The organism is Sphingobium sp. SCG-1 (assembly GCF_002953135.1).
Lineage (GTDB): Bacteria > Pseudomonadota > Alphaproteobacteria > Sphingomonadales > Sphingomonadaceae > Sphingobium.
This window is the reverse complement of record NZ_CP026372.1, coordinates 506,403-528,046: the sequence shown is the minus strand read 5'-3', so window position 1 is coordinate 528,046 and position 21,644 is coordinate 506,403. Positions and strand designations below refer to the sequence as shown.

General features: G+C 54.0%; 23 protein-coding genes. 14 read left to right on the top strand and 9 right to left on the bottom strand.

Going from position 1 to position 21,644, the window contains the following annotated elements; genetic code table 11:
• Nucleotides 1–32 precede the first annotated feature (32 nt).
• From C1T17_RS02375 to C1T17_RS02365, 3 genes are read right to left on the bottom strand one after another with little or no spacing between them, the layout of a single operon-like run.
• Entirely contained in the window at nucleotides 33–773 is a 741-nt protein-coding gene (locus C1T17_RS02375; RefSeq protein WP_104952041.1) for a class II aldolase/adducin family protein, read from the bottom strand.
• Complete coding sequence (locus tag C1T17_RS02370) at nucleotides 770–1,738, bottom strand: amidohydrolase family protein (protein ID WP_145958936.1); 969 nt, start codon at nucleotides 1,736–1,738, stop codon at nucleotides 770–772. The genes C1T17_RS02375 and C1T17_RS02370 overlap by 4 nt, the downstream gene beginning before the upstream one ends.
• 5 nt (nucleotides 1,739–1,743) lie before the next feature.
• Nucleotides 1,744–2,910, bottom strand: coding sequence for an iron-containing alcohol dehydrogenase (locus tag C1T17_RS02365; protein ID WP_189338465.1), 1,167 nt, complete (start codon nucleotides 2,908–2,910; stop codon nucleotides 1,744–1,746).
• Between C1T17_RS02365 and C1T17_RS21150 the strand changes: the two genes are divergently transcribed.
• Together C1T17_RS21150 and C1T17_RS02360 are read left to right on the top strand one after the other, a co-directional pair.
• A complete protein-coding gene (locus C1T17_RS21150; protein ID WP_189338464.1) occupies nucleotides 2,909–3,196 on the top strand; it encodes a hypothetical protein in 288 nt (95 codons plus the stop codon). The genes C1T17_RS02365 and C1T17_RS21150 overlap by 2 nt on opposite strands.
• Nucleotides 3,197–3,629: 433 nt before the next feature.
• Nucleotides 3,630–4,397: an IclR family transcriptional regulator gene (locus C1T17_RS02360; protein WP_104952038.1), complete on the top strand. Its 768-nt coding sequence runs from the start codon at nucleotides 3,630–3,632 to the stop codon at nucleotides 4,395–4,397.
• A 306-nt stretch (nucleotides 4,398–4,703) separates the two neighbouring features.
• Here C1T17_RS02360 and C1T17_RS02355 read toward each other — a convergent pair whose 3' ends face one another.
• The 3 genes from C1T17_RS02355 to C1T17_RS02345 form a co-directional block, all read right to left on the bottom strand.
• Nucleotides 4,704–5,462 (bottom strand): SDR family NAD(P)-dependent oxidoreductase, encoded by a 759-nt coding sequence (locus tag C1T17_RS02355; RefSeq protein WP_104952037.1) that lies wholly within the window; start codon nucleotides 5,460–5,462, stop codon nucleotides 4,704–4,706.
• 10 nt (nucleotides 5,463–5,472) lie between these two features.
• Nucleotides 5,473–6,948 (bottom strand): aldehyde dehydrogenase family protein, encoded by a 1,476-nt coding sequence (locus C1T17_RS02350; RefSeq protein ID WP_223262753.1) that lies wholly within the window; start codon nucleotides 6,946–6,948, stop codon nucleotides 5,473–5,475.
• 126 nt (nucleotides 6,949–7,074) lie between these two features.
• Complete coding sequence (locus C1T17_RS02345) at nucleotides 7,075–7,827, bottom strand: IclR family transcriptional regulator (RefSeq protein ID WP_104952035.1); 753 nt, start codon at nucleotides 7,825–7,827, stop codon at nucleotides 7,075–7,077.
• A gap of 390 nt (nucleotides 7,828–8,217) precedes the next feature.
• Between C1T17_RS02345 and C1T17_RS02340 the strand changes: the two genes are divergently transcribed.
• From C1T17_RS02340 to C1T17_RS02315, 7 genes are all read left to right on the top strand, one after another.
• Nucleotides 8,218–9,282, top strand: a complete 1,065-nt coding sequence (locus tag C1T17_RS02340) for a cupin domain-containing protein (protein ID WP_223262752.1) — start codon at nucleotides 8,218–8,220, stop codon at nucleotides 9,280–9,282.
• Nucleotides 9,282–10,136, top strand: coding sequence for a fumarylacetoacetate hydrolase family protein (locus tag C1T17_RS02335; RefSeq protein ID WP_104952034.1), 855 nt, complete (start codon nucleotides 9,282–9,284; stop codon nucleotides 10,134–10,136). The genes C1T17_RS02340 and C1T17_RS02335 overlap by 1 nt, the downstream gene beginning before the upstream one ends.
• Nucleotides 10,133–11,338, top strand: a complete 1,206-nt coding sequence (locus C1T17_RS02330; RefSeq protein ID WP_104952033.1) for a 3-hydroxybenzoate 6-monooxygenase — start codon at nucleotides 10,133–10,135, stop codon at nucleotides 11,336–11,338. Before C1T17_RS02335 ends, C1T17_RS02330 begins: the two co-directional genes overlap by 4 nt.
• 256 nt (nucleotides 11,339–11,594) lie before the next feature.
• Nucleotides 11,595–11,717 carry a hypothetical protein gene (locus C1T17_RS21875; protein WP_262982719.1) on the top strand — a complete coding sequence of 41 codons (123 nt, stop codon included), beginning with the start codon at nucleotides 11,595–11,597 and terminating at the stop codon, nucleotides 11,715–11,717.
• A 653-nt stretch (nucleotides 11,718–12,370) separates the two neighbouring features.
• Nucleotides 12,371–13,552 carry a tyrosine-type recombinase/integrase gene (locus tag C1T17_RS02325; protein ID WP_104952032.1) on the top strand — a complete coding sequence of 394 codons (1,182 nt, stop codon included), beginning with the start codon at nucleotides 12,371–12,373 and terminating at the stop codon, nucleotides 13,550–13,552.
• 155 nt (nucleotides 13,553–13,707) lie between these two features.
• Nucleotides 13,708–13,890 (top strand): helix-turn-helix transcriptional regulator, encoded by a 183-nt coding sequence (locus C1T17_RS02320; RefSeq protein WP_104952031.1) that lies wholly within the window; start codon nucleotides 13,708–13,710, stop codon nucleotides 13,888–13,890.
• A gap of 435 nt (nucleotides 13,891–14,325) precedes the next feature.
• On the top strand, nucleotides 14,326–15,657 hold the full coding sequence (locus C1T17_RS02315) for a hypothetical protein (protein ID WP_104952030.1): 1,332 nt from the start codon (nucleotides 14,326–14,328) through the stop codon (nucleotides 15,655–15,657).
• 216 nt (nucleotides 15,658–15,873) lie between these two features.
• Here C1T17_RS02315 and C1T17_RS02310 read toward each other — a convergent pair whose 3' ends face one another.
• Nucleotides 15,874–16,137, bottom strand: a complete 264-nt coding sequence (locus C1T17_RS02310) for a hypothetical protein (protein ID WP_104952029.1) — start codon at nucleotides 16,135–16,137, stop codon at nucleotides 15,874–15,876.
• 311 nt (nucleotides 16,138–16,448) lie between these two features.
• Between C1T17_RS02310 and C1T17_RS02305 the strand changes: the two genes are divergently transcribed.
• On the top strand, nucleotides 16,449–16,640 hold the full coding sequence (locus C1T17_RS02305; RefSeq protein WP_104952028.1) for a DUF6771 family protein: 192 nt from the start codon (nucleotides 16,449–16,451) through the stop codon (nucleotides 16,638–16,640).
• Nucleotides 16,641–16,729: 89 nt separating this feature from the next.
• Nucleotides 16,730–17,512 carry a toll/interleukin-1 receptor domain-containing protein gene (locus tag C1T17_RS02300; RefSeq protein WP_104952027.1) on the top strand — a complete coding sequence of 261 codons (783 nt, stop codon included), beginning with the start codon at nucleotides 16,730–16,732 and terminating at the stop codon, nucleotides 17,510–17,512.
• Nucleotides 17,513–17,582: 70 nt separating this feature from the next.
• Here C1T17_RS02300 and C1T17_RS02295 read toward each other — a convergent pair whose 3' ends face one another.
• Nucleotides 17,583–18,068: a MucR family transcriptional regulator gene (locus C1T17_RS02295; RefSeq protein WP_104952026.1), complete on the bottom strand. Its 486-nt coding sequence runs from the start codon at nucleotides 18,066–18,068 to the stop codon at nucleotides 17,583–17,585.
• 971 nt (nucleotides 18,069–19,039) lie between these two features.
• Between C1T17_RS02295 and C1T17_RS20920 the strand changes: the two genes are divergently transcribed.
• Both C1T17_RS20920 and C1T17_RS02285 read left to right on the top strand, forming a co-directional pair.
• Entirely contained in the window at nucleotides 19,040–19,630 is a 591-nt protein-coding gene (locus C1T17_RS20920; protein ID WP_145958935.1) for a hypothetical protein, read from the top strand.
• Nucleotides 19,631–19,852: 222 nt separating this feature from the next.
• Nucleotides 19,853–20,431 (top strand): recombinase family protein, encoded by a 579-nt coding sequence (locus tag C1T17_RS02285; RefSeq protein ID WP_104952024.1) that lies wholly within the window; start codon nucleotides 19,853–19,855, stop codon nucleotides 20,429–20,431.
• Between the two features lie 33 nt (nucleotides 20,432–20,464).
• Here the strand turns inward: C1T17_RS02285 and C1T17_RS02280 are convergent, their stop codons facing one another.
• The gene (locus C1T17_RS02280) at nucleotides 20,465–21,106 is read right to left on the bottom strand and encodes a hypothetical protein (RefSeq protein ID WP_145958934.1); all 642 of its coding nucleotides are present in this window, start codon (nucleotides 21,104–21,106) and stop codon (nucleotides 20,465–20,467) included.
• A gap of 385 nt (nucleotides 21,107–21,491) precedes the next feature.
• On the opposite strand from C1T17_RS02280, the gene C1T17_RS21510 reads away from it, so the two are divergent.
• On the top strand, nucleotides 21,492–21,566 hold the full coding sequence (locus C1T17_RS21510) for a helix-turn-helix domain-containing protein (protein ID WP_262982739.1): 75 nt from the start codon (nucleotides 21,492–21,494) through the stop codon (nucleotides 21,564–21,566).
• The last annotated feature ends 78 nt before the right edge of the window (nucleotides 21,567–21,644 follow it).

Sequence of the window (21,644 nt, the reverse complement as noted above, 5' to 3'; positions counted from 1 at the left end):
CTTCCGCAGTTCTACACCGCGCCTCCGCGAGCTTAGGTCTCATGCTTCCATAATTGCCATGTACGCTCGACCTGCTTTTCATTCAGCGCCTCGCAGGCATCCGCTTCGGCATCCGAAAGATATTTGATGGTGCCGAGCGTCGTCGCAGTGGCCTGAATGCGTGCGTTCGTCTCGGTGTAGACTGCTCGATAAACAGCCTGTCCGATACTGGATCCGACCACCGTTGAACCATGGCCGCGCATAAGGACCACATTCTTGTCAGCCAGGATGCCGACTAGCGAATGGGCTTTCTCCCGTGAATCGATGAGAAGGTTCGTGTCATCTCCCGCGAAATCGCGCATCTCGAAATTCGGCGTCGGCCCCTTAAGGAACCCGCAGGTGTGGCATATCGCTTGTAAAGGCAAAGATTCCACAACGCCGAACGCCACGATCGTGGGCGAATGGCTATGGACGACGGATTGCACCTCGGGGCGCGCTGCGAATATCTCGCCATGAATGAAACGTTCTAGAAAAAGCTTGGAGCCGTCATCATTCACCAATTCACCGTCCAGGCGATGCTCCTTAATGTCGTCTGTCTGCACCACACCGGGAGGAACACTCCTCGCCATAAGGAATATTCCGGGCTTTGAGGGGTGACGTACACTGATATGGCCAAACGCATCGACGATGCCATAGCGCACCAATATCTTGTTGGCCTTCACGAGTTCCGCTTTGAGTCCAGCCAAATGCCCACCGGCTTCGTCGGCGCTGTTCAGCTCCGCTGGCTCGTTCATGCAATAATTTCCCCTCTCACCTTGACGTTACCACCGGCTCTTCCCTCGGATGCCGATTTCAGAAGTTTGCTGCCATTTGTGCGCAAGCGGCCAAAGCCGCCGGCAAGGTACGACACATTGTCAGCCATGTTCTGGATCGCCTGCCGTCCGCAATAGGGAAAATCACTGCCGAACAGCAGATGATTAGGTTGCGCCACGACGCCAAGCGCCGCAAAGGTTGCGGCACCGGACGCCTGAGCAAGATCATAATAAAAGCCTGCAATATGGCGGTCGATGCGTTCGGGAGTGAGATGCGCGAACCGGCTGTCAATCACCGACATTTCCCGCAGCCTCACGCTGAGAAAGGGCAGGCAACCCCCTGCATGCGCAAGGATAATGCGGATGTTGGGAAAGCGATCCTGAGTTCCGGCTAAGATCATATTGAGCGCTGCCCGGGTGGTGTCAATCGGATACTCGATCATCCACAATGGGGCAGGCTGCGCCAGCGCACTGCTGCTGAGATGTCCAACGGGATGCACGAACATCATCGCGCCGCGTTCGTCCAATATGCTCATTAACGGATCCAACAGCGGATCGCCAAGAAAAATATCGCCATAGCTAGCGAGCACGCCCACTCCCAGAAAGCCCATGTTGAGCGCCAGTTCGGCTTCCTTACACGCGGCGTCGATGTCAGGGAGGGATAAGGTCGCAAAAGCACTCAACCGCCCCGCTGTTTCCACCGAAAGCCCGGCCGTGAAGTCGTTACAGCGGCGCGCCAGATCGGCTGCAGCGCCATTATCCCCCAGATGCACGCCGGGTGTCGGGGCCGACATCATCGCCATCTCGGCACCGATCAAGTCCAGCAAGGCCAGCGAACCATCGCGAGACCATTCGGGGAATCGAGCCAAGGACGCGCGACGTCCTGCCTCTTCGAAAGCCTCGATGAGAAAGGGTGGCAGATAATGATGGTGGAAATCAATCAACATGGCTGTCACTCAGACAAGCAGGCAAGAAGGCACTCCCTCGCCTGCTTCACCGTCATGCTGCGGAGCGCGGGACTGTTAATAAGTGTTTCGTTATCAATGCTGTGTGGAACCATGCCTCCGTACAATCCGGGCACGGCTAGCGCCGCAATTGCCGACGCTTTCTCTAACGGAAGCTGCTCAAGTGAAAAGCTCTTCCGAAGTCCAAGGTCATCGTATAAATCGAAAAGTGATCGGCGAATATGATCGATCGGATCCCTTTGACCGGGCACGCCTCCCAGTGCTTGCGCCACGATTGTGGCCTTGGCCGGAGCCGCCTCCGCGCAGAAGGCGACGACGCGCGGCAGCAGCACGGAGACGCCTACGGTGTGCGGAACGTCGAGATGGCTTTCCAGCGGATCGCTCAGCGCGTGCCCCAAACCAAGCCGCGCGTTGCCACAGGCTATGTTAGCCATCGAGCTTGCCAGAAGATTATCGGCTTGCGCGTCGAGATCTCGATCAAGAACAGACTTGCGCATACAATTATATAGCGTTTTGGCCGAGCCAATCGCGATGCTGTCCGTCAACGGTGTTGCTAAGCTCGAAAAATAGGCTTCCAGCGCATGGCAAAGCGCATCCACCGCGCTTGCCGCCGCCAGAGCTTTCGGCAAGCTCGCCAATGTGGCCGGATCGAGCAAGGCAAGGGTTGGGAAGCAGCTCGCGCCGCCGACGATCAGCTTCTCGTGAAGCTCTTCATCCTTCAGCACGCTGAACTGACTGACTTCGACACCCGACCCGGCCGTCGTCGGAATCATGAGGGTAGGCAAGGGATGGCGCGGGGCCAGTCTGGGAAAGGCATAATCCCTGAGGCTGCCTTCATTGACGGCGGAGATTGCCGTTGCTTTGCCGCAGCACATTACCGACCCGCCGCCTATCGCGAGAACGCCATCAAGCCCTTTGCGGCGACATAATCCGGCCAGCGATTCGGCCTGTTGCAGCCGTGCGTCGACTGCGCAGTCTTCAAACAGCTCGTAGCGAAGCCCCGCCTCTTCTATGGCTTGAACTACAAACTTACAAAAGTCCTGCTTGGCGATAACAGCGTCAGTTACCACAAGCGGCTTGGCCATTCCGATTGACTGGGCCAGTGCGCCGCATCGCGCGAGTCCGCCCTGTCCCGACACAATCTTTGTCGGCATGAAGAAAGGAATATTTCCGGTTTGTGTCATAGCCGATTCCTTCGGCGAACACGGATCTGCATTGCTTGGTTCGGCATCATCCGCTTCCTATTTGCCAAAGCAGCAGCGCATCCGCTTCGCTCGATCACGCACGAGCGTTCCGCTCTCCTACTCGGACCCCCGATCTGATATGATCTTGTCTTATGACACAAAAGGCCGTGAAGCGGCGCTTGTCAACGAAATTCCCTTATTCAGAGAAATTTGCTTAGAAATAGCGGTCGCCTCCAGCGCTTTCGGACATCCTTGAACAGAGACAAGTTCTGGTTCGGGCAGACGCGGAGTGGGATGGCGATATGCTTTACGGAAAAGCAGGTGACGTGGAGTGAAGGGAGTGGAGCCGGTACGAGCGGGCCAAAGGCGATAATCGGCCCGCAATTGCTTAGCCATCAACGAGCAGGGCGCTGCGGGCTCAGCGGTTCGATGGCAAGCGTTGCCGACCTTGAGCGAGTGGGCAGTTGCTGTTTCCATGGCCAAAAGGCTGGCCACCTACTGGTGCTCGCTTATACTGCTGAAGAACGATCACACGTAGAATTCGGGCCCACTGGCTGAACGTCTGCGGAACCCTGTGGGGCATGATGGACAGGAGGGAACGCAAAGAAGGTTGCCAACAATCCAGCCGCTAGTTAGCGAAGAGCGGAGACTTCGCAGTCCTTCATCGTCACCTAAAGCCTTAGGGGTTTATGCGCACAGCGAGCAATATTATCTCCGTTCTTGATCTCTTTTCGTTCGAGCGCCCAGAGTGGACGGTCGATGAAGCTGCTCAAGAGCTGGATTTGGGACGCAGCACCACTTATCGCTATTTCAAGGTACTTGCTGATGCAGGTCTCATCGTTGCGTTCCGCTCCGGCTGTTACATTCTCGGGCCCGCCATTACGCAGCTTGACCGTCAGATGCGTCTTCTTGATCCCCTGATTGCCGCCGCGCGCAACGGAACGCAAAAGATTCTAAAAGCGCTCCCGGTGCCAGCAGTCGTGCTGGTATGCCGTCTCTATCGCGATCAGGTCATGTGCATTCATCAGGAGCCTACTGACGTACGCGGGCTGACCGTCAGTTATGAACGCGGTAAGTTAATGTCTCTCCACAGAGGCGCTGCATCCAAAATCATCCTCGCCCATTTGCCCGCCCGCTTCGTTAAATCCTATTGCTTGCGGCACAGCCAGGAATTGGCCGAAGTTGGCTTCGGGCCTGAATGGCACGACATTCGGGGATTGCTCCGCAGCCTCCGCAACGCTGGCGTCGCTGTGACTCACTCCGAACTCGACGCAGGCGTCATCGGCATTGCTGCGCCCTTGTATGACGCGGACGGAAACGTCATCGGCAGCATCGGCGCGGTGCTGTCCGACAAGCTACAGGATGAAGCGGTAAAAGCTTCCTGCGACATCGTGAAATCACACACGCAAGAAATCAATGTGGACTTCATAAATGAAGTGCTCCTCGACACTGGCTAAACTCAGTGCCTTTTCCTGGTTGTTTTAGTCGTTGGTCAGATCCCTGCACAGAATTATATCTGCATCCGCTCTACCGGCAGGCAGCGCTCCCAGGGGACCTGCCATCCGTGACGATGTCGAGGCGAGCAGCTTCTGAATGTCGAGCACCACAGGGAATATCCCGGAGGCTTCCCGCGCATGCAAGGACGTGCCGCCGGACCCGACGGGGACGGGCGGGTCCAATTGACCTAATCAACCGGCAATCCAAGCTGCAGATGAGCCCAACGGTGTTAACGGGAAGATGGCGATCGCCCGCTCCGACTAATTCTACAGGAAGATATTGCCGCCGTCGACGACGAGCGTCTGCCCTGTCATGAACGCCGCATCGTCACTCGCCAGGAAAGCCAGTGCGCCCACCAGATCCTGGGGTACCTGATCGCGCCGGATCGCGCGCACGTCGACCGCAGCGGCCTTGAACGTATCCTGGTAGGCGGCGTTAGCGGTGACGCCGCTGCTCAGCGTAAATCCAGGCGCGAGCGCATTGACCGTGATGTTATCCGCCCCCAATTCCCGCGCCAGCGCTCTGGTCATTCCGATCACGGCACCCTTGCTGGTGACATAATGCAGCAGGCCCGGCGCGCCCTTATGAACAGTGTTCGACGCGATGTTCACAATCCGGCCGGCACCCCTCGCGCGCATCGCCGAAACTGCGGCGCGGGCCGTCAGAAATGGCCCCAGCACATTGACGGCCATCACCTTCTGCCAGTCATCGACGCTTATTGCGCTAAACGGGCCTGGTGCCAACGTGCTGAATAGGGCAGCGTTGTTGACGAGGATATCGAGCCCGCCGAACGTCGAACACGCGGCCTCGACCATGCCTGCCACATCGTCCTCGGAGGACACATTTGCGCGGACTCCGATCGCCTTCAGTCCCTGCGAAATGAGTCTCGCCGCGGCTTCCGTAGCACCGTCGATGTCGACGATTACGACGGCCGCGCCGTCGCTTGCCAGACGCCTTGAAAACTCAAGACCGATCCCGCTCGCGCCGCCTGTGACGATTGCGACACGTTGATCCAAGCTTGGCATCCCGTTTCCCCTAGAATGTAATTGCGATATTTTTCGTCTTAAGGAATTTATTCAGTCCCATCACACCGAAATCCTTGCCAAACCCAGACTGCTTATAGCCGCCCATGGGGGCGTTAGGATCGGTATTCGGCCCAAAATGATTGACCCACACCGTTCCCGCCTGGATGGCGTTTGCCGCCTGCAAAGCTTTCTGCAAATTGGAGGTATGTACCCCTCCCGCCAAGCCGAAGGTCGGATGGTCTGCCAGGGCGAGCCCCTCCTCGAAGTCTTCGAATGGCTGAACCGTGAGCACAGGTCCGAAAATTTCATCCCTCACCGCTGGGTTCTCGGGGGGTGCCTTGTGCAGGATCGTCGGCGCGAAGAAAATGCCTCCTGGTTCACCCTCGACGCGCCCGCCGCCTTCGAGCGTCTCGGCGCCACCGGCCTTCGCTTGTTCCAGAATAGCTTCTAGCCGCGCCGCCTGCGAAGCGGAGGCTATCGGCGCCAACGTCGTCTGGTCGTCCCATGTTGGTCCCGGGGTAACATTTTGCATGCGGGTCCGGATTTTTTCGACCAGTTCCCCCTCGATCGAACGCTCCACGACAAGGCGCGTACCTGCAAAGCAGACTTGGCCGCCGTTCGCGCATACCGACTGGGCCACCAGATCGGCGACCCGATCCAGGTCCGGCGCGTCGGCGAATACCAGTTGTGGCGACTTTCCACCCAACTCGAGCGATACCGGTTTGAGCCCCGTCTGCGCGGCATCGCACATCACCTGAACCCCGGTCGCTGCCGAACCTGTGAAAGACACGTAGTTTACGCCAGGGTGACGGATAAGCGCGCTGCCCGTCTCACTGCCAAGCCCCGGCAGCACGGAGATCATGCCTGCGGGCAGTCCGGCCTCCACGCCCAATTCGGCCAGACGTATGATCGAATAGGGCGTTAACTCCGACGGCTTAAGGACGATGGCATTTCCTGCCGCAATGGCCGGCGCGATCTTCAACGTCGCCAACAGCAATGGAGTGTTCCAAGGAGCGATGGCGGCAACAACGCCATAGGGTTCGCGCACCAAAGTGCTGAGCTTTCCCGCGCGCGTCGCCAGGACCGAGCCTTCGATCTTATCGATCGCCTCGCCGTAAAAGCGGATAAGTTCGGCCGACATGGCGACGTCTCGCAGCCTGACGGCGCCGATTACTCGAACGGACACCGCCGCTTCGAGCCTCGCCAGCTCCTCGAAATGCGCATCGATCAGATCGGCCCATTTGCGCATCACGCGCTGCCGGGCCCTAGGTTCAGAAGTGGGCCACCCGCTTGTCTTATAAGAGTCGCGCGCAGTGTTGACCGCACGGTCGACCAGATCCTGACCTGCCCCCCGCTCCTCTCGAGCGACCTTGCCGTCCGAAGGCCGCAGTACAGCATAGTGCTGGCCACTGCCTCTCAGACGTTCGCCCGCTATCAGGCTGCCCGAAGGAAAGTCTATGAGATCAGGATCAAATATGACTGCCATTTCAGCTTCCTTCGCGTTCGAAGCGCAAATCATTGCGCTTCGAACCAGATGTCAGGGCGCTCGGCAGAGCGTGACTGCCCAGCTTGATGACGGGACGCGCTTGAACGCTCGGCGTGACGGCGCTCTTTAAAGGGCCTGCAAAGTTCCGCTGACCTGATTTGCGCCAGCCTTTAGCAAATGTTTGACGCTGGTTTCCAAGTCCGGCGTCAGCTTCGCTTCCGCCACCACGATGGACAGCGACCCGACCGGGAGGCTGTCCGCGCCTATCAGCGGAGCCGCAAGGCCGGTTAGTCCAACATCGAGTTCGCTCGAGGTCGTACAAACGCCCGCCTCCCGGATCTGCGACAGCGTCGCGTGCACCTCCAGCAGGGATACGCCAAGCCCGCTCGCCGCCATCTCTTCCCGATGCTGCGAATAGAATTGCCGCACCAGCCGCTTGGGCATGGAAGCGAGGATCGATTTCGACGCCGCGCCGCGAAATAGCGGAATGGGCCGTCCGCGTTGATAGCTGGAGGCAAAGGGCGGTAGTCCCGAGGCCAACTGCGAAATACACATCACCTGATTTTTGTACAACCGACATAACAGGATAACCGCCGGGATTTGAACGGTGTTTGCAAGGATGGACATGGCCGGGCCGGCCGCGCTGGTCAGCGGATCGGTATTCCTGATCAGCCAATCTAGTTGAACCGCGGCCGGACCCAGAACGTAGCGGCCGCCCCTCATGGGTGACAAGAGGCCCGCCGCCGCAAGGCTTCGAACATAGCGATAGGTCGTCCGCAGGGAGCTTCCCAGCAGTTCGGCTGCTTCTTCCACCGTGACTTCGCGGCGATCCAGAGAAAATAGCGAAAGAACAGCCAGCATTCGGTCCGAAGATGACATCCAGAGCTCGCAAAATTAAACATGATCCATTGCGGGGCGCCTCGCCCCATCGGCGAATATAGCCACCGAACCGCCAAAAGCGACCTCTACATATTTCAGGAAGTTCAACCCCGCCCATTCTGCTTCCTAAGATCTATTTTTGTCACAGTGCGGCAATGTTGATAAGGATCGTTCGCATCACCATTTCGATAAGACGTAGCGATTTCATAGCATCATGTAAAGCAATTCACGAAGCTGCTTCATTGCGTATAGGTACTAATTGACATAATATGTCATATATGAAAGTACCGCTTGGCCAATGCGGGGACACCAGCTTCGCTAGCCCGCATTCCGACTGGAAGATCGTCACAGTTGAATGTTCTGGTCAGAAGATTTTGTTGGGATGGACAGATGAGCACAACTGCGGATCGCGCCAGCAATCTGGACATGGCTATGGACGCATTTCGGACCGATTTGGCGGCCAATCATCTCGCCCCCTTGTGGGAAATAATGCGCAAGCTGGCAGCACTCGAACCTGCCAAGGGTGGTGCGCCGATGCACTGGTCCTGGAACGACCTTCGTAATCGCGTCATGCGCGCTGGCGAACTCGTTACCGCCGAAGAGGCTGAACGCCGCGTACTTGTGCTAGAAAATGCGCAGTTTCCGGGCGAAGGCAAGGTGACATCTTCACTCTATGGCGGCATTCAGTTGCTCTTGCCGGGCGAAGTCGCGCCCAGCCACCGCCACACCGCCTCCGCATTGCGCTTGGTCATGGAAGGTGGAGGTGGCTATACGTCCGTGGACGGCGAGCAAGTCATCATGTCGCCCGGGGACTTCATCGTCACGCCATCCGGGACGTTTCACGATCATGGCAACGAAACAGACCATCCGATCATCTGGCTGGATGGACTCGACGTATTCGTCGTCAATCTTCTCAACGCCCCATTCGCCGACACCTATCCCGAAGCGCGACAACCTATCACCAAAACATCCGGTGAATCGGCGGCGCTTTTCTCTAGCGGCCTAGTGCCGCACGGTTTCACGCGCGCGCAGGGCGGTTCGCCGATTTTCTGCTGGCCCTACAGCCGCACCAGGCCGGCGCTCGACTTGCTCAACAAGGCGGGACGCGTGGATCCCGCTCTGGGCGTCAAAATGGACTTCATCGATCCCACGAGCGCAAAGTCGCCCATTCCTACCATGACTGCCTCGATGCGCCTCCTACCCGCGGGTTTTTCGAGCGATCCCTACCGGTGCGTGTCGGGCACGGTGATGTCGGTGGTCGAAGGGCATGGGCGCGTCTGCATCGGCTCACAAAGCTGGGACATCGGCCTGAATGACGTGTTCGTGGTGCCGAGTTGGACATGGTCGCAGTTCGAAGTGGACGAAGAACTCATCCTGTTCGGTTTTTCGGACGAGGTGCTTCAAAGGCAACTCGGCTTCTGGCGAGAAGAACGAATGGATAAGGAGAGAGCCTGATGCGTTTATGCCGGTATGATGGGGGCAGGCTCGGCCTGATTGAGGGCGATACTGTGCGCGACGTCTCCCCGGCACTACAGAAGCTTCCGGCTTTTCGTTATCCATTCCCCTGTCAAGACATTCTGATAGAGCATCTCCCGACCATCGCGGCCGAGATTGATATGCTGTCCGGGGGTGACATTGTGCCTCTATCCTCGGTGACATTGCTCAGTCCAGTGGCGAATCCGGGCAAGCTGGTGGCAGCGCCGGTCAATTATCAGGCTCATCTGGACGAAGCGATCGCCGATCATGGCACCTTCAGTCGAGCCCATGTGCGCAAGATCCAGGAGACCGGACTGTTCTTGAAAGCCACAAGCTCGCTCATAGGCGCCGGTTCCCCGATCCAGGTCCGTCACTCCGATCGCCGCACCGATCATGAAATCGAACTCGCCGTCATCATCGGCAAGACCGGCCGCGACATTTCCGTGGACGATGCGCTCGACTATGTTGCGGGGTATTCCATCGGTCTCGACATTACCATTCGCGGACCCGAGGAACGCTCGCTGCGTAAGTCCCTCGATACTTACTCCGTGCTCGCGCCCGCGCTCGTGACTGCCGACGAAATCCCGGATCCTGCGAGACTGGAATTGCTGCTCACGGTGGACGGAGCAGTGCGGCAGCGTGCAAACACGCGTGATTTGATCATGAATGTCCCGGAATTGATCGCCTTTGCATCGAGCTTCTACACTCTCTTCCCGGGCGATATCATATTTACCGGTACGCCAGAAGGCGTCGGGCCGATCTTTCCGGGCGAAAAGATCGCCGCTAGCATCGAGAAAGTGGGTGCTTTGTTCATCGACGTGGTGGGGGCATGAGCATCACCGGTCGCATCGCCATCGTTGGCGGTGGCATAGGCGGTCTGGCCACCGCGCGGGCGCTGTCGCTCGCCGGATGGCAGTCCGTCGTACTCGAACAGGCCCCTCAGTTCGAGGAAGTCGGTGCAGGGATTCAGATCGGCCCGAATGGCTTCCGGCTGCTCGAATCCTTGGGTTTGCGCGACGCCGTCGCTGCCGCCGCTGTATTCCCTGACAACCTGATAGTAATGGACGGCGTGAGCGCAGAGGAAGTCACGCGCGTCCCCGTGGGCAGCAGCGCCTTTCGCGACCGCTTCACATATCCCTATGCGCTTATCCACCGCGCCGACCTTCACCAGGCTCTGGTCGACGCCTGCGAAGCGGACGAGCGTATCGAACTCCGCGCCGGCGTACAGGTCAGCGGTTACACAGATGATGGGTCGAAGGTACAAATCGGTACTGCCGCAGGCGCAACCATCGAAGCCGATGGTATTGTAGGCGCCGACGGCCTGTGGTCGATGACACGCCAAGCGCTCCTAGGTGACGGGCCGCCGCGCGTTTCCGGCCATATCGCCTATCGCGCCGTTCTTCCCATTGAAGCCGTCGAAGAGCGGTTCCGCAAGAACGACATGATATTGTGGGCCGGGCCTCGCAATCATTTAGTTCAATATCCGCTCCGTGGCAGCAAGCTTTTCAACCTTGTCGCGGTCTTTCATTCCGATCGTTATGTTGAGGGGTGGGACCGTCAAGGGGATCCGGAGGAACTAAAGCATCGTTTTGCCGGCAATTGCGACATTGTCCGCACCCTACTCAGCAAAGTCGAAACCTGGCGCATGTGGGTCCTTTGCGATCGGGAACCGGCCAAATTTTGGCATAAGGGACGGTCGGCCTTAGTCGGCGACGCCGCCCATCCGATGCTCCAATATCTGGCGCAGGGCGCCAGCATGGCTCTGGAAGACTCCGTCATATTGGCGCAAGAAGTTCAAAAATCCCCGGAAGACCTTTCGTCAGCCTTCGCCCGTTACTCGACACTCAGATATTTGCGAACCGGACGGTGCCAAATTATGGCGCGTATCTACGGCGGCTTCTATCATGCGGAAGGTGTATCCCGCGAGCTTGCAACCCGATTTCTGCAATCGCGCAATGATGCGGAGTCCTTTGAGAGCCTGGCGTGGCTTTACGATTTTGATCCAGGTTCCGTTGTGAAGCCTAGAATAATATAAATCGGTGACAAACGGAATGGAGCTATTGAACAAATGGTTCCTTCGCTCTTCTCCGGCCCGCCGCCGCATACCGATGTCCATAATTACCGAGCTTTGCTGAATTGCTCATCCTGGATCAACTCCTGCCATGCAGCGCGTCGGGTCGAGCATCTGCGGCCAGGAAAAAGGCGTCCACTGTAGGTGTACGCCCCGGTGCAAACGCAAAGGAGCCTCGCGTGGCGTGACAACCGAGGCGGTGGCTTCCTCAACCCATAGAATGACGGGCTCTGCCGACCTGATTGATCCCGCCCCACTTCTCTCGGATCATGTCGTCCATCTGCGTGAAGGTGTCGCGCCGCGCATTAGTGCGCGTGGACTGGAAGGCAATGAGGTAGGCTAATGTCAGCTAACTGCATGTGGCCGAGGCGAAGCCACCATACCGCAATCGGCCAGTCTTGGTCTTCCACATTGGAATGGCGACCGGTCTGCACTTGGGAAGTGAAAATTGGCGGCTGAGCGTCTGGGAAGGTCGGATGTTCCGCCTGTGGCCCAGCAGTCATGCAGATTCCCGGGCTTTGACAACCGATTCCATTGTGCTTCTACAAAAGCTCGTCGCGCGGCATCGTCGCAAAGGGCGAGAGGCGCGGTTTCGTTGAGGCGCAAAGAAAGTGGTAAGCGGTCCTACCGGCCAGCTATGTTCCACAGCTTCCCTGAAAAACCACTACGAGAGCCTAGGCTATGCCAAAGCGGCCGATAGGGAGTGATAGATATTTGGGGTTTACCATGCTCGACCAGTTATAGGCCGTCAACGTGGGAACGACGTTGGTGGACGTTCGCCCAAAGCCGATTCGTGAGTGGGCATAGGAAGCCAACGCCAGATAAAGTTTAGCATTATCAATGGACGTTGGCGGAGACGGAGTCCCCCGGCTGTAGTTCCGACACATTCCACAGCGTTCCATAACTATCTTATTTAAAAAGGTTTTAACAAAACCAGTTCCAGCAAATTCCTGATATGCTAGGCAACATCCAGAAACGAATGTTGGGCGGAATGTTATGGACAAAGCAGGGAAGAGTAAGGGACGACATCGGGAAAAGAGGCTTACGGTCGTCGCGATCAACAACCTCAAACAACCGGGATTTTATGCAGATGGCCACGGCCTATATCTCAAGGTCGATGCCTCCGGTGCGAAGCGTTGGGTTCAACGGCTGGTTATACATGGTAAGCGTACCGACATCGGATTAGGGTCTGCAAACCTCGTTAAGCTCGCTGATGTGCGTGAGACGGCTTTGGACAATAGACGGCAGGCCAGAGCGGGCATTGACCCTCTAGAGGCCCGGAAACGGGATATGGCTGTGCTTACGTTCAAGCAGGCGGCGCAGAAGGTCCATGACCTTAATGTACCAACATGGCGTAATGACAAGCATGGCAGCCAATGGCTGACTACCTTGGAAAAATATGCCTATCCCCATTTCGGCAATAAGCGGATCAACGTTGTTAGCAGCAGCGACGTGCTGACCGCCCTCATGGCAATCTGGAACAGCCATCCCGAAACGGCAAGGCGCGTTAAGCAGCGTATCGGTACAGTTATGAAGTGGGCCATGGCTCAGGGCTGGCGAACCGATAATCCGGCTGACGTGATAACCAAGGCATTGCCTAAGCATGACCGGTCGAAAGTGGAGCATCGGAAGGCCCTGCCCTATGACAGGGTAGCTGACGCCATCCGCACCATTCAAGCTAGCGAAGCTATGGTGGCGACGAAGCTAGCGATGGAGTTTCTGATATTGACGGCCACCCGATCGGGAGAAACTCGGCTGGCGCAATGGAACGAGTTTGATCTTGAGAAAGCAGAGTGGATTGTTCCAGCCAGCCGCATGAAGGCAAAGAAGCCTCATCGCATTCCTCTCTCCGACCGATGCCTTGAAATTCTTGAGCAAGCTAAGGCCCTCAAGAATGGTGATAGTGAGTTGGTATTTCCCAGCGCTACAACCGGAAAACCCCTTTCCGATGTTACGCTTTCGAAACTGGTAAAGGAACTCGGTATCGCAGCTGTTCCGCATGGCTTCCGTTCCTCCTTCCGGGATTGGGCTGGCGAGCAAACCAGTTTCCCCCGTGAGGTAATAGAGTTTGCCCTAGCCCATGTCATCAAAGACAAGGCCGAAGCCGCCTATGCTCGTTCTGACCTTTTTGAGAAGAGAAAGCTATTGATGCAAACGTGGTCAGATTACTTAAAGTAAAATCAAATATTGGTCCTATCTTGCAAGCATCTGAAATCATTAAGGCGATTGTTATTGTTATTTTAATCTTTATATTTCAATATTATATGGTGTATTTTGCTTGACGGGATTATTTTTGAGCATAGATACACGGCTTCTTTAGCAAGGAGTTCGGAATGAATGAATCTATATTGAGGCGACCTGCGGTAGAGGGAATGACCTCCCTAAGCCGCTCGTCAATCTACGCACTTATGGACAGAGGCGAGTTTCCTAGGCCTGTCCGCATATCAAAGAGAGCGGTTGGCTGGTACGCCAGCGAAGTCAGAAATTGGATCGCAACCCGGCCTTCAAGTCGTTGACCGTCTTATCTGGTAACGCTCAGGTCTTCTCGAAACCCTATTTGGGCACGGCCCAAACTCGTTTTGCTATGTGAGTTTTAGCTTTATCGCATCGAACTAGCTGCATGGAACTGCAACATGCCTCAATAGAAACCATAATCGTATCTAAATGTCTCAATACAACACTTCAACAGGTTGAATGATGACAATGTATAACCGATAAGTTTAAATGGATCATTATATTTAAACTGGGATCTAAATATAGATAAATCATATTAAACCTTCATCTATAAATTCTAAATGACTCTAACTTATTAAATTATTTAGAGAGCTTAGCTTAGTATACGTGTAACACATTCGTTTGAGGTAGGTGTGATGGCTCGATTATGGCGCTCAATTAGAGGAGGAAAATAGAGGGAATACGGGCTGAGAAGCCCTGTATGGAAAAGGTGATTTGTGAACTACGACACTGCCATTCCTGCCAATGATCTGGCAGGCGAACTGACCGATGAACAGGCCCTAGAGGCAGCGTACATGCCGCTCATCAGCGTAGCGGTTTCCGATCAAGCCAAGGCTATGATTACTGCTCTAGCTAAACAGCTATATCCAACAGGCAGGAAGGCGGCTTCCGACAAATACCATAGGGCATTAGGTGCCATCATCTCAGACCTGCTGCGGGCCACTAAGCATAATGTTGGCCGTTACAGCTATCGTCAGATGAGCGCTGGCAGCTTCACAGGTCACTACGTCGGATATCGCCCCTGCAAAGCTGCAATGGACCACCTGCGGGATGCAGGCTTGCTTGAGGTCCATACGGGGTACAAAGACCCGCGTAATATCCATAGAAAGGGTATGGCAACCCGGATGAGGGCCACATCCGCCTTATATGAGCTTGTAGTATCGCACGGTATCGAGCCTGCAAAGTGGGCGGAACATTTTGCAGTTGATCGATCCGTAAAAGCAGCTTCGCCAGTCGTGCTGAAATCCAGCAAGGTCAAGAAATGGGGGAACGTTGCCGTCGATGGTGAGGCCATGCACTTCGATCCGACCTTGCCGCCCGTTGATGCATTCATAGCGGAGGTAAACGCCTTCAACGCCTATATGGCTCGACAGATAATAGCTTCGCCGAAAATTGATGATGCTGAGCTAAATGCCCCATTTCAACGGATATTTAGCCAAGGCGATCTGCCCAACTATGGCTGGGATAGAGGGGGACGGCTATATATCTTGGGGGGCGGTTATCAGCAGGCTTCCAAGGAGGATCGCTTTACTATCACAATCAATGGGGAGCCGACGGCAGATGTCGATTTCAGCGCAAGCCATCTCACCATTCTTCATGCCCTGCACAAGGTGGCTTTCAACCCTGCGGACGCCTACACCATCGATGGGCTTCCCCGTGATTTGATCAAGGCTTGGGTCACCGCAACATTGGGGCATCATCAATTTCACAGGCGCTGGCCCGAAGAGGCGAAGGCCAATCTGCTTAAGAAGCGTGGGATCGATACTGGCCTGTACCCGATTAAGTCTGTTGAAAAGGCTGTCTTGGACAGGCACCCGCTTTTGAACGACTGGCCTAACAGTGAAATCCGATGGGGAATTCTACAATATCTGGAAAGCTGCGTTATCGTTGAATGTGTAAGTCGGCTGGCTATGGAATATGATGTTCCAGTGTTGCCCATGCATGACTCAATAATCATTCCGATATCAAAATCAGATCTCGCCGTAAAACTTATGACCACAGAATTCGTCCATCGATTGAAAGCAAAGCCAAGCGTAAAGACCAGTTAGCCGGAATAACCATCAGCGATTTTACTATGTATTATTTAAATTCGTTCTAAGCCCTATACAGAGATTTTATAGATTTTGGCAGGTTGACTAGCGGATAAGCTATAATCACTCCGTATGAGCCTCTGAGGGCATTTTAGAGGCATTCGCGCTGCTCATCCCAGATTTAGTCCCCGATTTCTCATCTTAGAGCATTTGGAGCAACTTAGTGCAAATCGTCTAAATGCCGTTCAACGGAATTTCCTCGACATCTTCAAGAGGAGCATATTCATCCTGAACGCTCAATACGCCGCCTCTTTCATTGGCGCGTTTCATGGCATCGATAATGCACTTGTGCTCAGCACCGGTGTCCCAAAAATGCCATTCCAGCTTATCGCATGGAGACAAGGCATCATAATATCCACGGAATATGAACAGGGCGATCACTGTTAGCAACACTGTCACCACAGACGCGAACCCAACTATAATCTTCTGATTGGTCATTCAAAGCCCCCAAGATCAGGTTGGAGGCGTTGCCCGGCCCAAGCCGGGTGTTCAGAACCTTGCACACAGCACAAGGCGTCGCCACCTTTAGACGAACCTTGGACATGCGTGACGACCACCCGGCCAAGAATGTCTTGACCGGCCTGTGTGCTGTTGGGGTTCTGACGCCCCACAATCCGGGACTCACCGGACTGCTCTTTGTCCTTCGCAAAATGAATTGAAGTGGGCAACGCATTTTATCAGGCTGACCATCTGCCAGAGCCGCCGTAATCCCTCTTGCCTCAATGTTCTTTGTTTGTTCTATATAAGGCATGGAAAGAATCAGTGCTCCCGTCATCGCCTCAGCGATTCTAACCGCGCCAGCATGGGCCATCGTCGGACTAACTATGCAGGATGATCAGATGCGCGAAGCGTCTGCGGAAACTTTGGCTGAAACCATCGTAGAAACGTTGAATAAGCCTGTTCCTGAACATGACCCGGCGCAACTTGTGTTGCCGATCTGATGTATCGTGGGCCGTGCCGATGAGAGTGCGACCTACTGCATAACAACGGTATGGGATTTGTATTCTAAACGGCTTTAGGGGATATTAATATGAGGGTTTTTCTTAGTCATCAGTTTGATGATAAGCCAGTGGTAGAGCCGATTGCTATCGCCTTGAGGGATAAGCTGGGTGCAACAAACGTGTTCTATGATGCTTGGAGCATCAAACCGGGCGAAGGAATTATAGAAAAGATGAACGAGGGTATGACGGCCCCCGACTTTGTCTTCTTCTTCGTCTCTGCCAAGAGCCTAGCCAGTGGGATGGTCAAACTGGAATGGCACAACGCTTTATATCAAGCTGCGAACGGGCAAACGCAGCTAATCCCGGTTAGGGTCGATGGTGTAGCAATGCCAGCCCTCCTGATGCAAAGCGTATACATCGATTTGCACAACATTGGCATCCCTGCGGCACAGCAGCAGATATTGCAGATAGTGACAGGTTCTGATGATTTCCGACCGAAGCATGCCGAGTTCTCGAACCTCACCGCAGCTGTATCTAAGATTTCGGCCCATCACTTTGAAATAACGGTGATAGCATCTCATCTCAGTGAACACGCTCCCACCATCGTCATGGTAACGAACAATACAACAGATGAGGGGCGACTGTGGATAAAAGGTTGCGGAGGCGTAACATCTAGTAATTACATTTTTCCATCAACGCTGGGCAAGACGTTAAATGGGTTTACGGCTGGGCCAATCGCTGGCGATGTAATCAAACCCAAATTTCCAAGAATCTATGAGCTGCGATCCTCTTCAAAGCCGCTTGAATTGGTTGCGGTCGTTCAACAGATTGAGCCTACTCAGTTCAAGCCACTTCCGACAACGGGTCTCTAGACGACCGGCTTTGACCACCACGAACTTTAGATCAGAGTTGTGCTAGAGATTACGATGGAACCTGTGATGATCAAACAGCAGGCTCCGTTTCCACCTTCTTCGCCCGAACCTTACGTTTCGGCTTTTCCGCTAACACTGGTTCAGCAGCCCGCTTCCTGCCCAAGCCGATCTTAACGGCCAAATCCTTGCGTTGTTGGGCATAATTGGGAGCCACCATCGGGTAGCTGGCATCCAATCCCCACTTGGCCCGGTAGTCAGCAGGCGTCATCTGGTAATGCGTCATCAGATGGCGTTTCAGCATCTTCAACTTCTTACCGTCTTCAAGGCAGATGATATAATCCGGCTTGATAGAGGATCGTACAGATACAGCCGGTTGAAGGGGTCCTTCAACAGGAGCAACGGGCGTGCTCAAGCCAGACAACGCTCCATGCACATTGGCGATCAAGCTGGCTATGTCAGACACGGCAACACTGTTATTGCTGACGTGGGCTGAAACAATATCGGCAGTTAGGGTGGCCAGCATTTCGTTTGGACTGTTGTTCGCTGCGTCTATCATTGTTGCAATCCCATCTTTATAATTCTAGCCTGATAGCACAACCTTTCCACTTCTCACATGTGAGGTCATCTAAAATATCTACTCAAAATTAGAAGCGGCTAGGAGTCGCATTTTGGGTATATTTCTAGGACTTCGGCATCTCTATAGTAGATGTCGCCTGATCAACCTGATGTAATCAGACAAATATTCGTGAATTATAATATCGACATAGCTTGTCGCTTGCCGGAAATATATTTAAGGGCGTTTTAAGCCTTGTGCAGCGCGTTTATTGTTTAAGGCATACATTTTGCCAAAATCTGTTCTTTGCTCTGCAAGGCACATCTACGGGGCTTGTAGGGTATATCTGCGGATAAGATGCCAGTCGCGGGCTTCCTTCACCGCCACTTGACGCCTAAGAAGGCCTTTCCGCTAAGTCGGCAAGACAGAAAGCACCTGCGGTATCAGATTATTGGCTTAGGTCGGTCAAGCGGAAGCGCCTTGGCTTATAATTTACAGCCTTTAATGCAGAACCGGAGTTCCCTAGGCTGGGAATGTGTCATATCCCCGTGCATATTAGCCGTTGAGGGAATACGATATGATCGCAAGCGGACACATAGCGCTTTATCGAGACGCCCAAGCAGGCTCTATCCGCCAAAAGCTTGCCTTTAGCAGGGCAGAGCAAGACAAACTGCGCCAGCAAAATCAGCAGTTAGACGCGGAACAGAGGCTGTTGGAGGAGGCGCTTTCTAGAGCCAAGAATATGCCAGCGCGAACGGATATATGCCCTAGATGCTTGATATGGATCGGTCGGGAAATCCCGCTATCGCCTGTACCTGTTCCTGCTGGTGAAGATGATGAGGTTGACTATTTCACCTGCTCAGAGCGGTGCGGCTTCGATAATTTGCCGTGATAAGCCTCGCCCGCGAAATTGACTCTCATTGGCAAGCATGAATGGGTCACCCGCTGACCTTCCATTCGGAGATAACTAATTCATGCCACAGACTGACCAGAACGCTTTAGATGCTGGTAATAGATTGCAACGGGCTTTAGACGGGATATTTGCTCTTGAGGCAGCGATGCAGTTAGCTGCTGATCCGCGTGCACGCGATCTTTTTCCAATAGTAGAACAAGGACAGAATGTTCCGATTGGAAGGATTCCGACAAAATTTGACGGGGATCACCAATATCATTTTGCCCATTTTGTTGAACAAGCTTCGCTTGAGCCATCTCGAACCCGAATATTGCGCTTCTGGTCTTCTCAGTTACTGTTAATTGCGGGCGATTTGCTTCAAGAGTATCGTTACTTTGACAGGGCACCAGAGCTTGAACTAATACGCCATTTAAGAAATGCTGTTGCACATGGCGACCGCTTTGAAATCCGTGATCCTGCTAAGCTTGTTCGACATCCCGCGAAGCTGGTTACACAATACCTTCCGACTTCTACCGATTTTGAGATCACTCCATCACTTCATGGTAGTCCTCTTTATGATTTCGTTGATCGAGGCGATGTGGTTGCGGTGATCATGTCGGCGAGCATGTATCTGCTTCGCGTCGGGAATGGGACAAACCCCCGCGTGATTTGAAAAGGGCAATAGTATCCTTCGTTAGTGATCAACGAACTGAGAAGCTCTAGTTCACCTTTAACATCTTACCCATGAGCCGACGCTTTCACAGGATGGCGCAAAAGTTGTAGCTTTCTGTCCATCTTCTAATCGATCCTCTCGATCGGTTCAAAAGATACATTGACTTACATATGATCTAGATCATAAGTGTTCACATAACTTCTGAGCGAGTCGAGGGCAGGTATGAGCCGTATTGCATATTACCGGGTATCAACAGGTGGGCAGAGCATCGAGGGACAGCGCCAGTCCTTAGCCGGTCCTTTTGATAAGGAATTTGCTGATGAGGGCATTTCAGGTGCAACTATGGCCGCTGATCGTCCCGGCTTTTCTTCCCTGCTCAATTATATCCGCGAAGGCGACACGCTGCACATATACGCGATTGATCGCTTAGGCAGGGACGCCCTCGATGTGCAGGCTACCGTTAGGAAGCTGATCGACCGTGGCGTTACCGTCGATGTGCTTGGCCTTGGTCCTATCGGTAAAGGCGTTGGGGAGTTGATCATAGCTGTTCTAGCCCAAATAGCGGATATGGAACGGGGCAGGATCAAGGAACGCTGCGATGCTGGCAGGAGTGCCGCTAGAGCCTCTATAGAGGCCACAGGTCGCACTCATAGGGGTAAGGTTAGCATGGGGCGGCCCAAGGCTGCTGATGCTTCTACAGTGGCGTTATGGAGAAAAGAAAACGCTAGCAGCATCAGCAAGACGGCCGCACAGTTCGGATTATCGGAAGCTACGGTTAAGCGTTATTGTGCGGGCAAGTAGCTTATGCAAGCGCAAGCAAGTGGGCTGGCGAATTCAGTTAGATGGTTTGGGAACGCCCTGAATGTTGCTCTGTACGCTCGCTTTAGATGGAACGTCAGGTTTCTTCCGGCCGTCCGCAATGGCCGAAACAATTAATATAGAAAAATAGAGGAAGGAGAAGAAAGCAAATAATTTTAACGCCGCTAACCTAACTTCCTGATAGCCATTCCAAAAGTGAATGGGTTTTACGTTATAGTTCTCACCATCACCTTTAAAATTGTAAAAATGTATGTTCCAGTCCAGATAACCGAATTCTAATTGCACCTTGGATTTGGAAGGCAAGTAAGCAATTTCAACCTGTATTCCGTTGTCAACCGACGATAGGCCAATGTCTGATTTAGCAACGTTCGTACTAACTTTTTTAATGTCGAATAGACCAACGTTACCGTCGCAATGCATCTTGAAGTTTTTTATCGATTTCACACCTCGATTGTGGATGATCAGTTGTACTGAGGTAAGACGCTTCTCCGAATTCTTATCTATATCTTCGCCGGTACTTATCTTGTTACCGCTTATGCCAACCTTCAACGTAACACTTGTCACTTCATACGTCACGATGCTGCGGTACGACCATATTAAGTAGGAAACTATGCCTGTTAAGATAATCGGAATAGCTGCGCCAATAATAAGTTCCAATTTTCTGCCCTCTGCCTTCAACTCGCTTCTGTAACATACGGGTCTTCCGTTGCAATTGCCGTGACGTTGGCAAATCCTCGGTAATATTGGTCGCAACCCGAATACTTTATGCATCTAGGTAAAACGGGTTGATCTACCACCAATCCTACTATCCGCCCGACTTTTCCCGAAGCCAAGAGTCCGAGCTCCCACGCGGCTGATGTGTGCGGCGGGCGATATTAATATAGACATGGGGATACTAGGACTAGAAATCCTTGGTGTTTAGCCTTTGAAACGCATATCCGCAGGGAGCGCGAGGGAGTAACAAGGCTAAGGCGAATGGCGTTTATAAAGCCGTAAGGCGTCTGTAGATGCTGTTGCGGTTCGTTCGTTGAGGGAACAGGGCGTGAGCCCCACTGCGATTGCTAAGCAGCTGGGCATAGGCCGCGCTAGCGTTTATCGAGCGTTGGATGCAGCTTAGAGGGCAGATGTATTTGCAACCTAGCCTCTAGCATCGGTCTAGACCGCGAACCAAAAAAGGTCCGGTTACACATAAATG

Bases quoted from the DNA above. Each gene is read 5' to 3' on its own strand.
- C1T17_RS02335 (WP_104952034.1), top strand. From the start codon at position 9,282: ATGCGTTTATGCCGGTATGATGGGGGCAGGCTCGGCCTGATTGAGGGC.
- C1T17_RS02360 (WP_104952038.1), top strand. From the start codon at position 3,630: ATGCGCACAGCGAGCAATATTATCTCCGTTCTTGATCTCTTTTCGTTC.
- C1T17_RS02355 (WP_104952037.1), bottom strand. From the start codon at position 5,462: ATGCCAAGCTTGGATCAACGTGTCGCAATCGTCACAGGCGGCGCGAGC.
- C1T17_RS02320 (WP_104952031.1), top strand. From the start codon at position 13,708: ATGAATGAATCTATATTGAGGCGACCTGCGGTAGAGGGAATGACCTCC.
- C1T17_RS02295 (WP_104952026.1), bottom strand. From the start codon at position 18,068: ATGATAGACGCAGCGAACAACAGTCCAAACGAAATGCTGGCCACCCTA.
- C1T17_RS02345 (WP_104952035.1), bottom strand. From the start codon at position 7,827: ATGTCATCTTCGGACCGAATGCTGGCTGTTCTTTCGCTATTTTCTCTG.
- C1T17_RS02305 (WP_104952028.1), top strand. From the start codon at position 16,449: ATGGAAAGAATCAGTGCTCCCGTCATCGCCTCAGCGATTCTAACCGCG.
- C1T17_RS02375 (WP_104952041.1), bottom strand. From the start codon at position 773: ATGAACGAGCCAGCGGAGCTGAACAGCGCCGACGAAGCCGGTGGGCAT.
- C1T17_RS02300 (WP_104952027.1), top strand. From the start codon at position 16,730: ATGAGGGTTTTTCTTAGTCATCAGTTTGATGATAAGCCAGTGGTAGAG.
- C1T17_RS21875 (WP_262982719.1), top strand. From the start codon at position 11,595: ATGACGGGCTCTGCCGACCTGATTGATCCCGCCCCACTTCTCTCGGAT.
- C1T17_RS20920 (WP_145958935.1), top strand. From the start codon at position 19,040: ATGCCACAGACTGACCAGAACGCTTTAGATGCTGGTAATAGATTGCAA.
- C1T17_RS02340 (WP_223262752.1), top strand. From the start codon at position 8,218: ATGAGCACAACTGCGGATCGCGCCAGCAATCTGGACATGGCTATGGAC.
- C1T17_RS02310 (WP_104952029.1), bottom strand. From the start codon at position 16,137: ATGACCAATCAGAAGATTATAGTTGGGTTCGCGTCTGTGGTGACAGTG.
- C1T17_RS02330 (WP_104952033.1), top strand. From the start codon at position 10,133: ATGAGCATCACCGGTCGCATCGCCATCGTTGGCGGTGGCATAGGCGGT.
- C1T17_RS21150 (WP_189338464.1), top strand. From the start codon at position 2,909: ATGAAGAAAGGAATATTTCCGGTTTGTGTCATAGCCGATTCCTTCGGC.
- C1T17_RS02370 (WP_145958936.1), bottom strand. From the start codon at position 1,738: ATGTTGATTGATTTCCACCATCATTATCTGCCACCCTTTCTCATCGAG.
- C1T17_RS02365 (WP_189338465.1), bottom strand. From the start codon at position 2,910: ATGCCGACAAAGATTGTGTCGGGACAGGGCGGACTCGCGCGATGCGGC.
- C1T17_RS02285 (WP_104952024.1), top strand. From the start codon at position 19,853: ATGAGCCGTATTGCATATTACCGGGTATCAACAGGTGGGCAGAGCATC.
- C1T17_RS02325 (WP_104952032.1), top strand. From the start codon at position 12,371: ATGGACAAAGCAGGGAAGAGTAAGGGACGACATCGGGAAAAGAGGCTT.
- C1T17_RS02350 (WP_223262753.1), bottom strand. From the start codon at position 6,948: ATGGCAGTCATATTTGATCCTGATCTCATAGACTTTCCTTCGGGCAGC.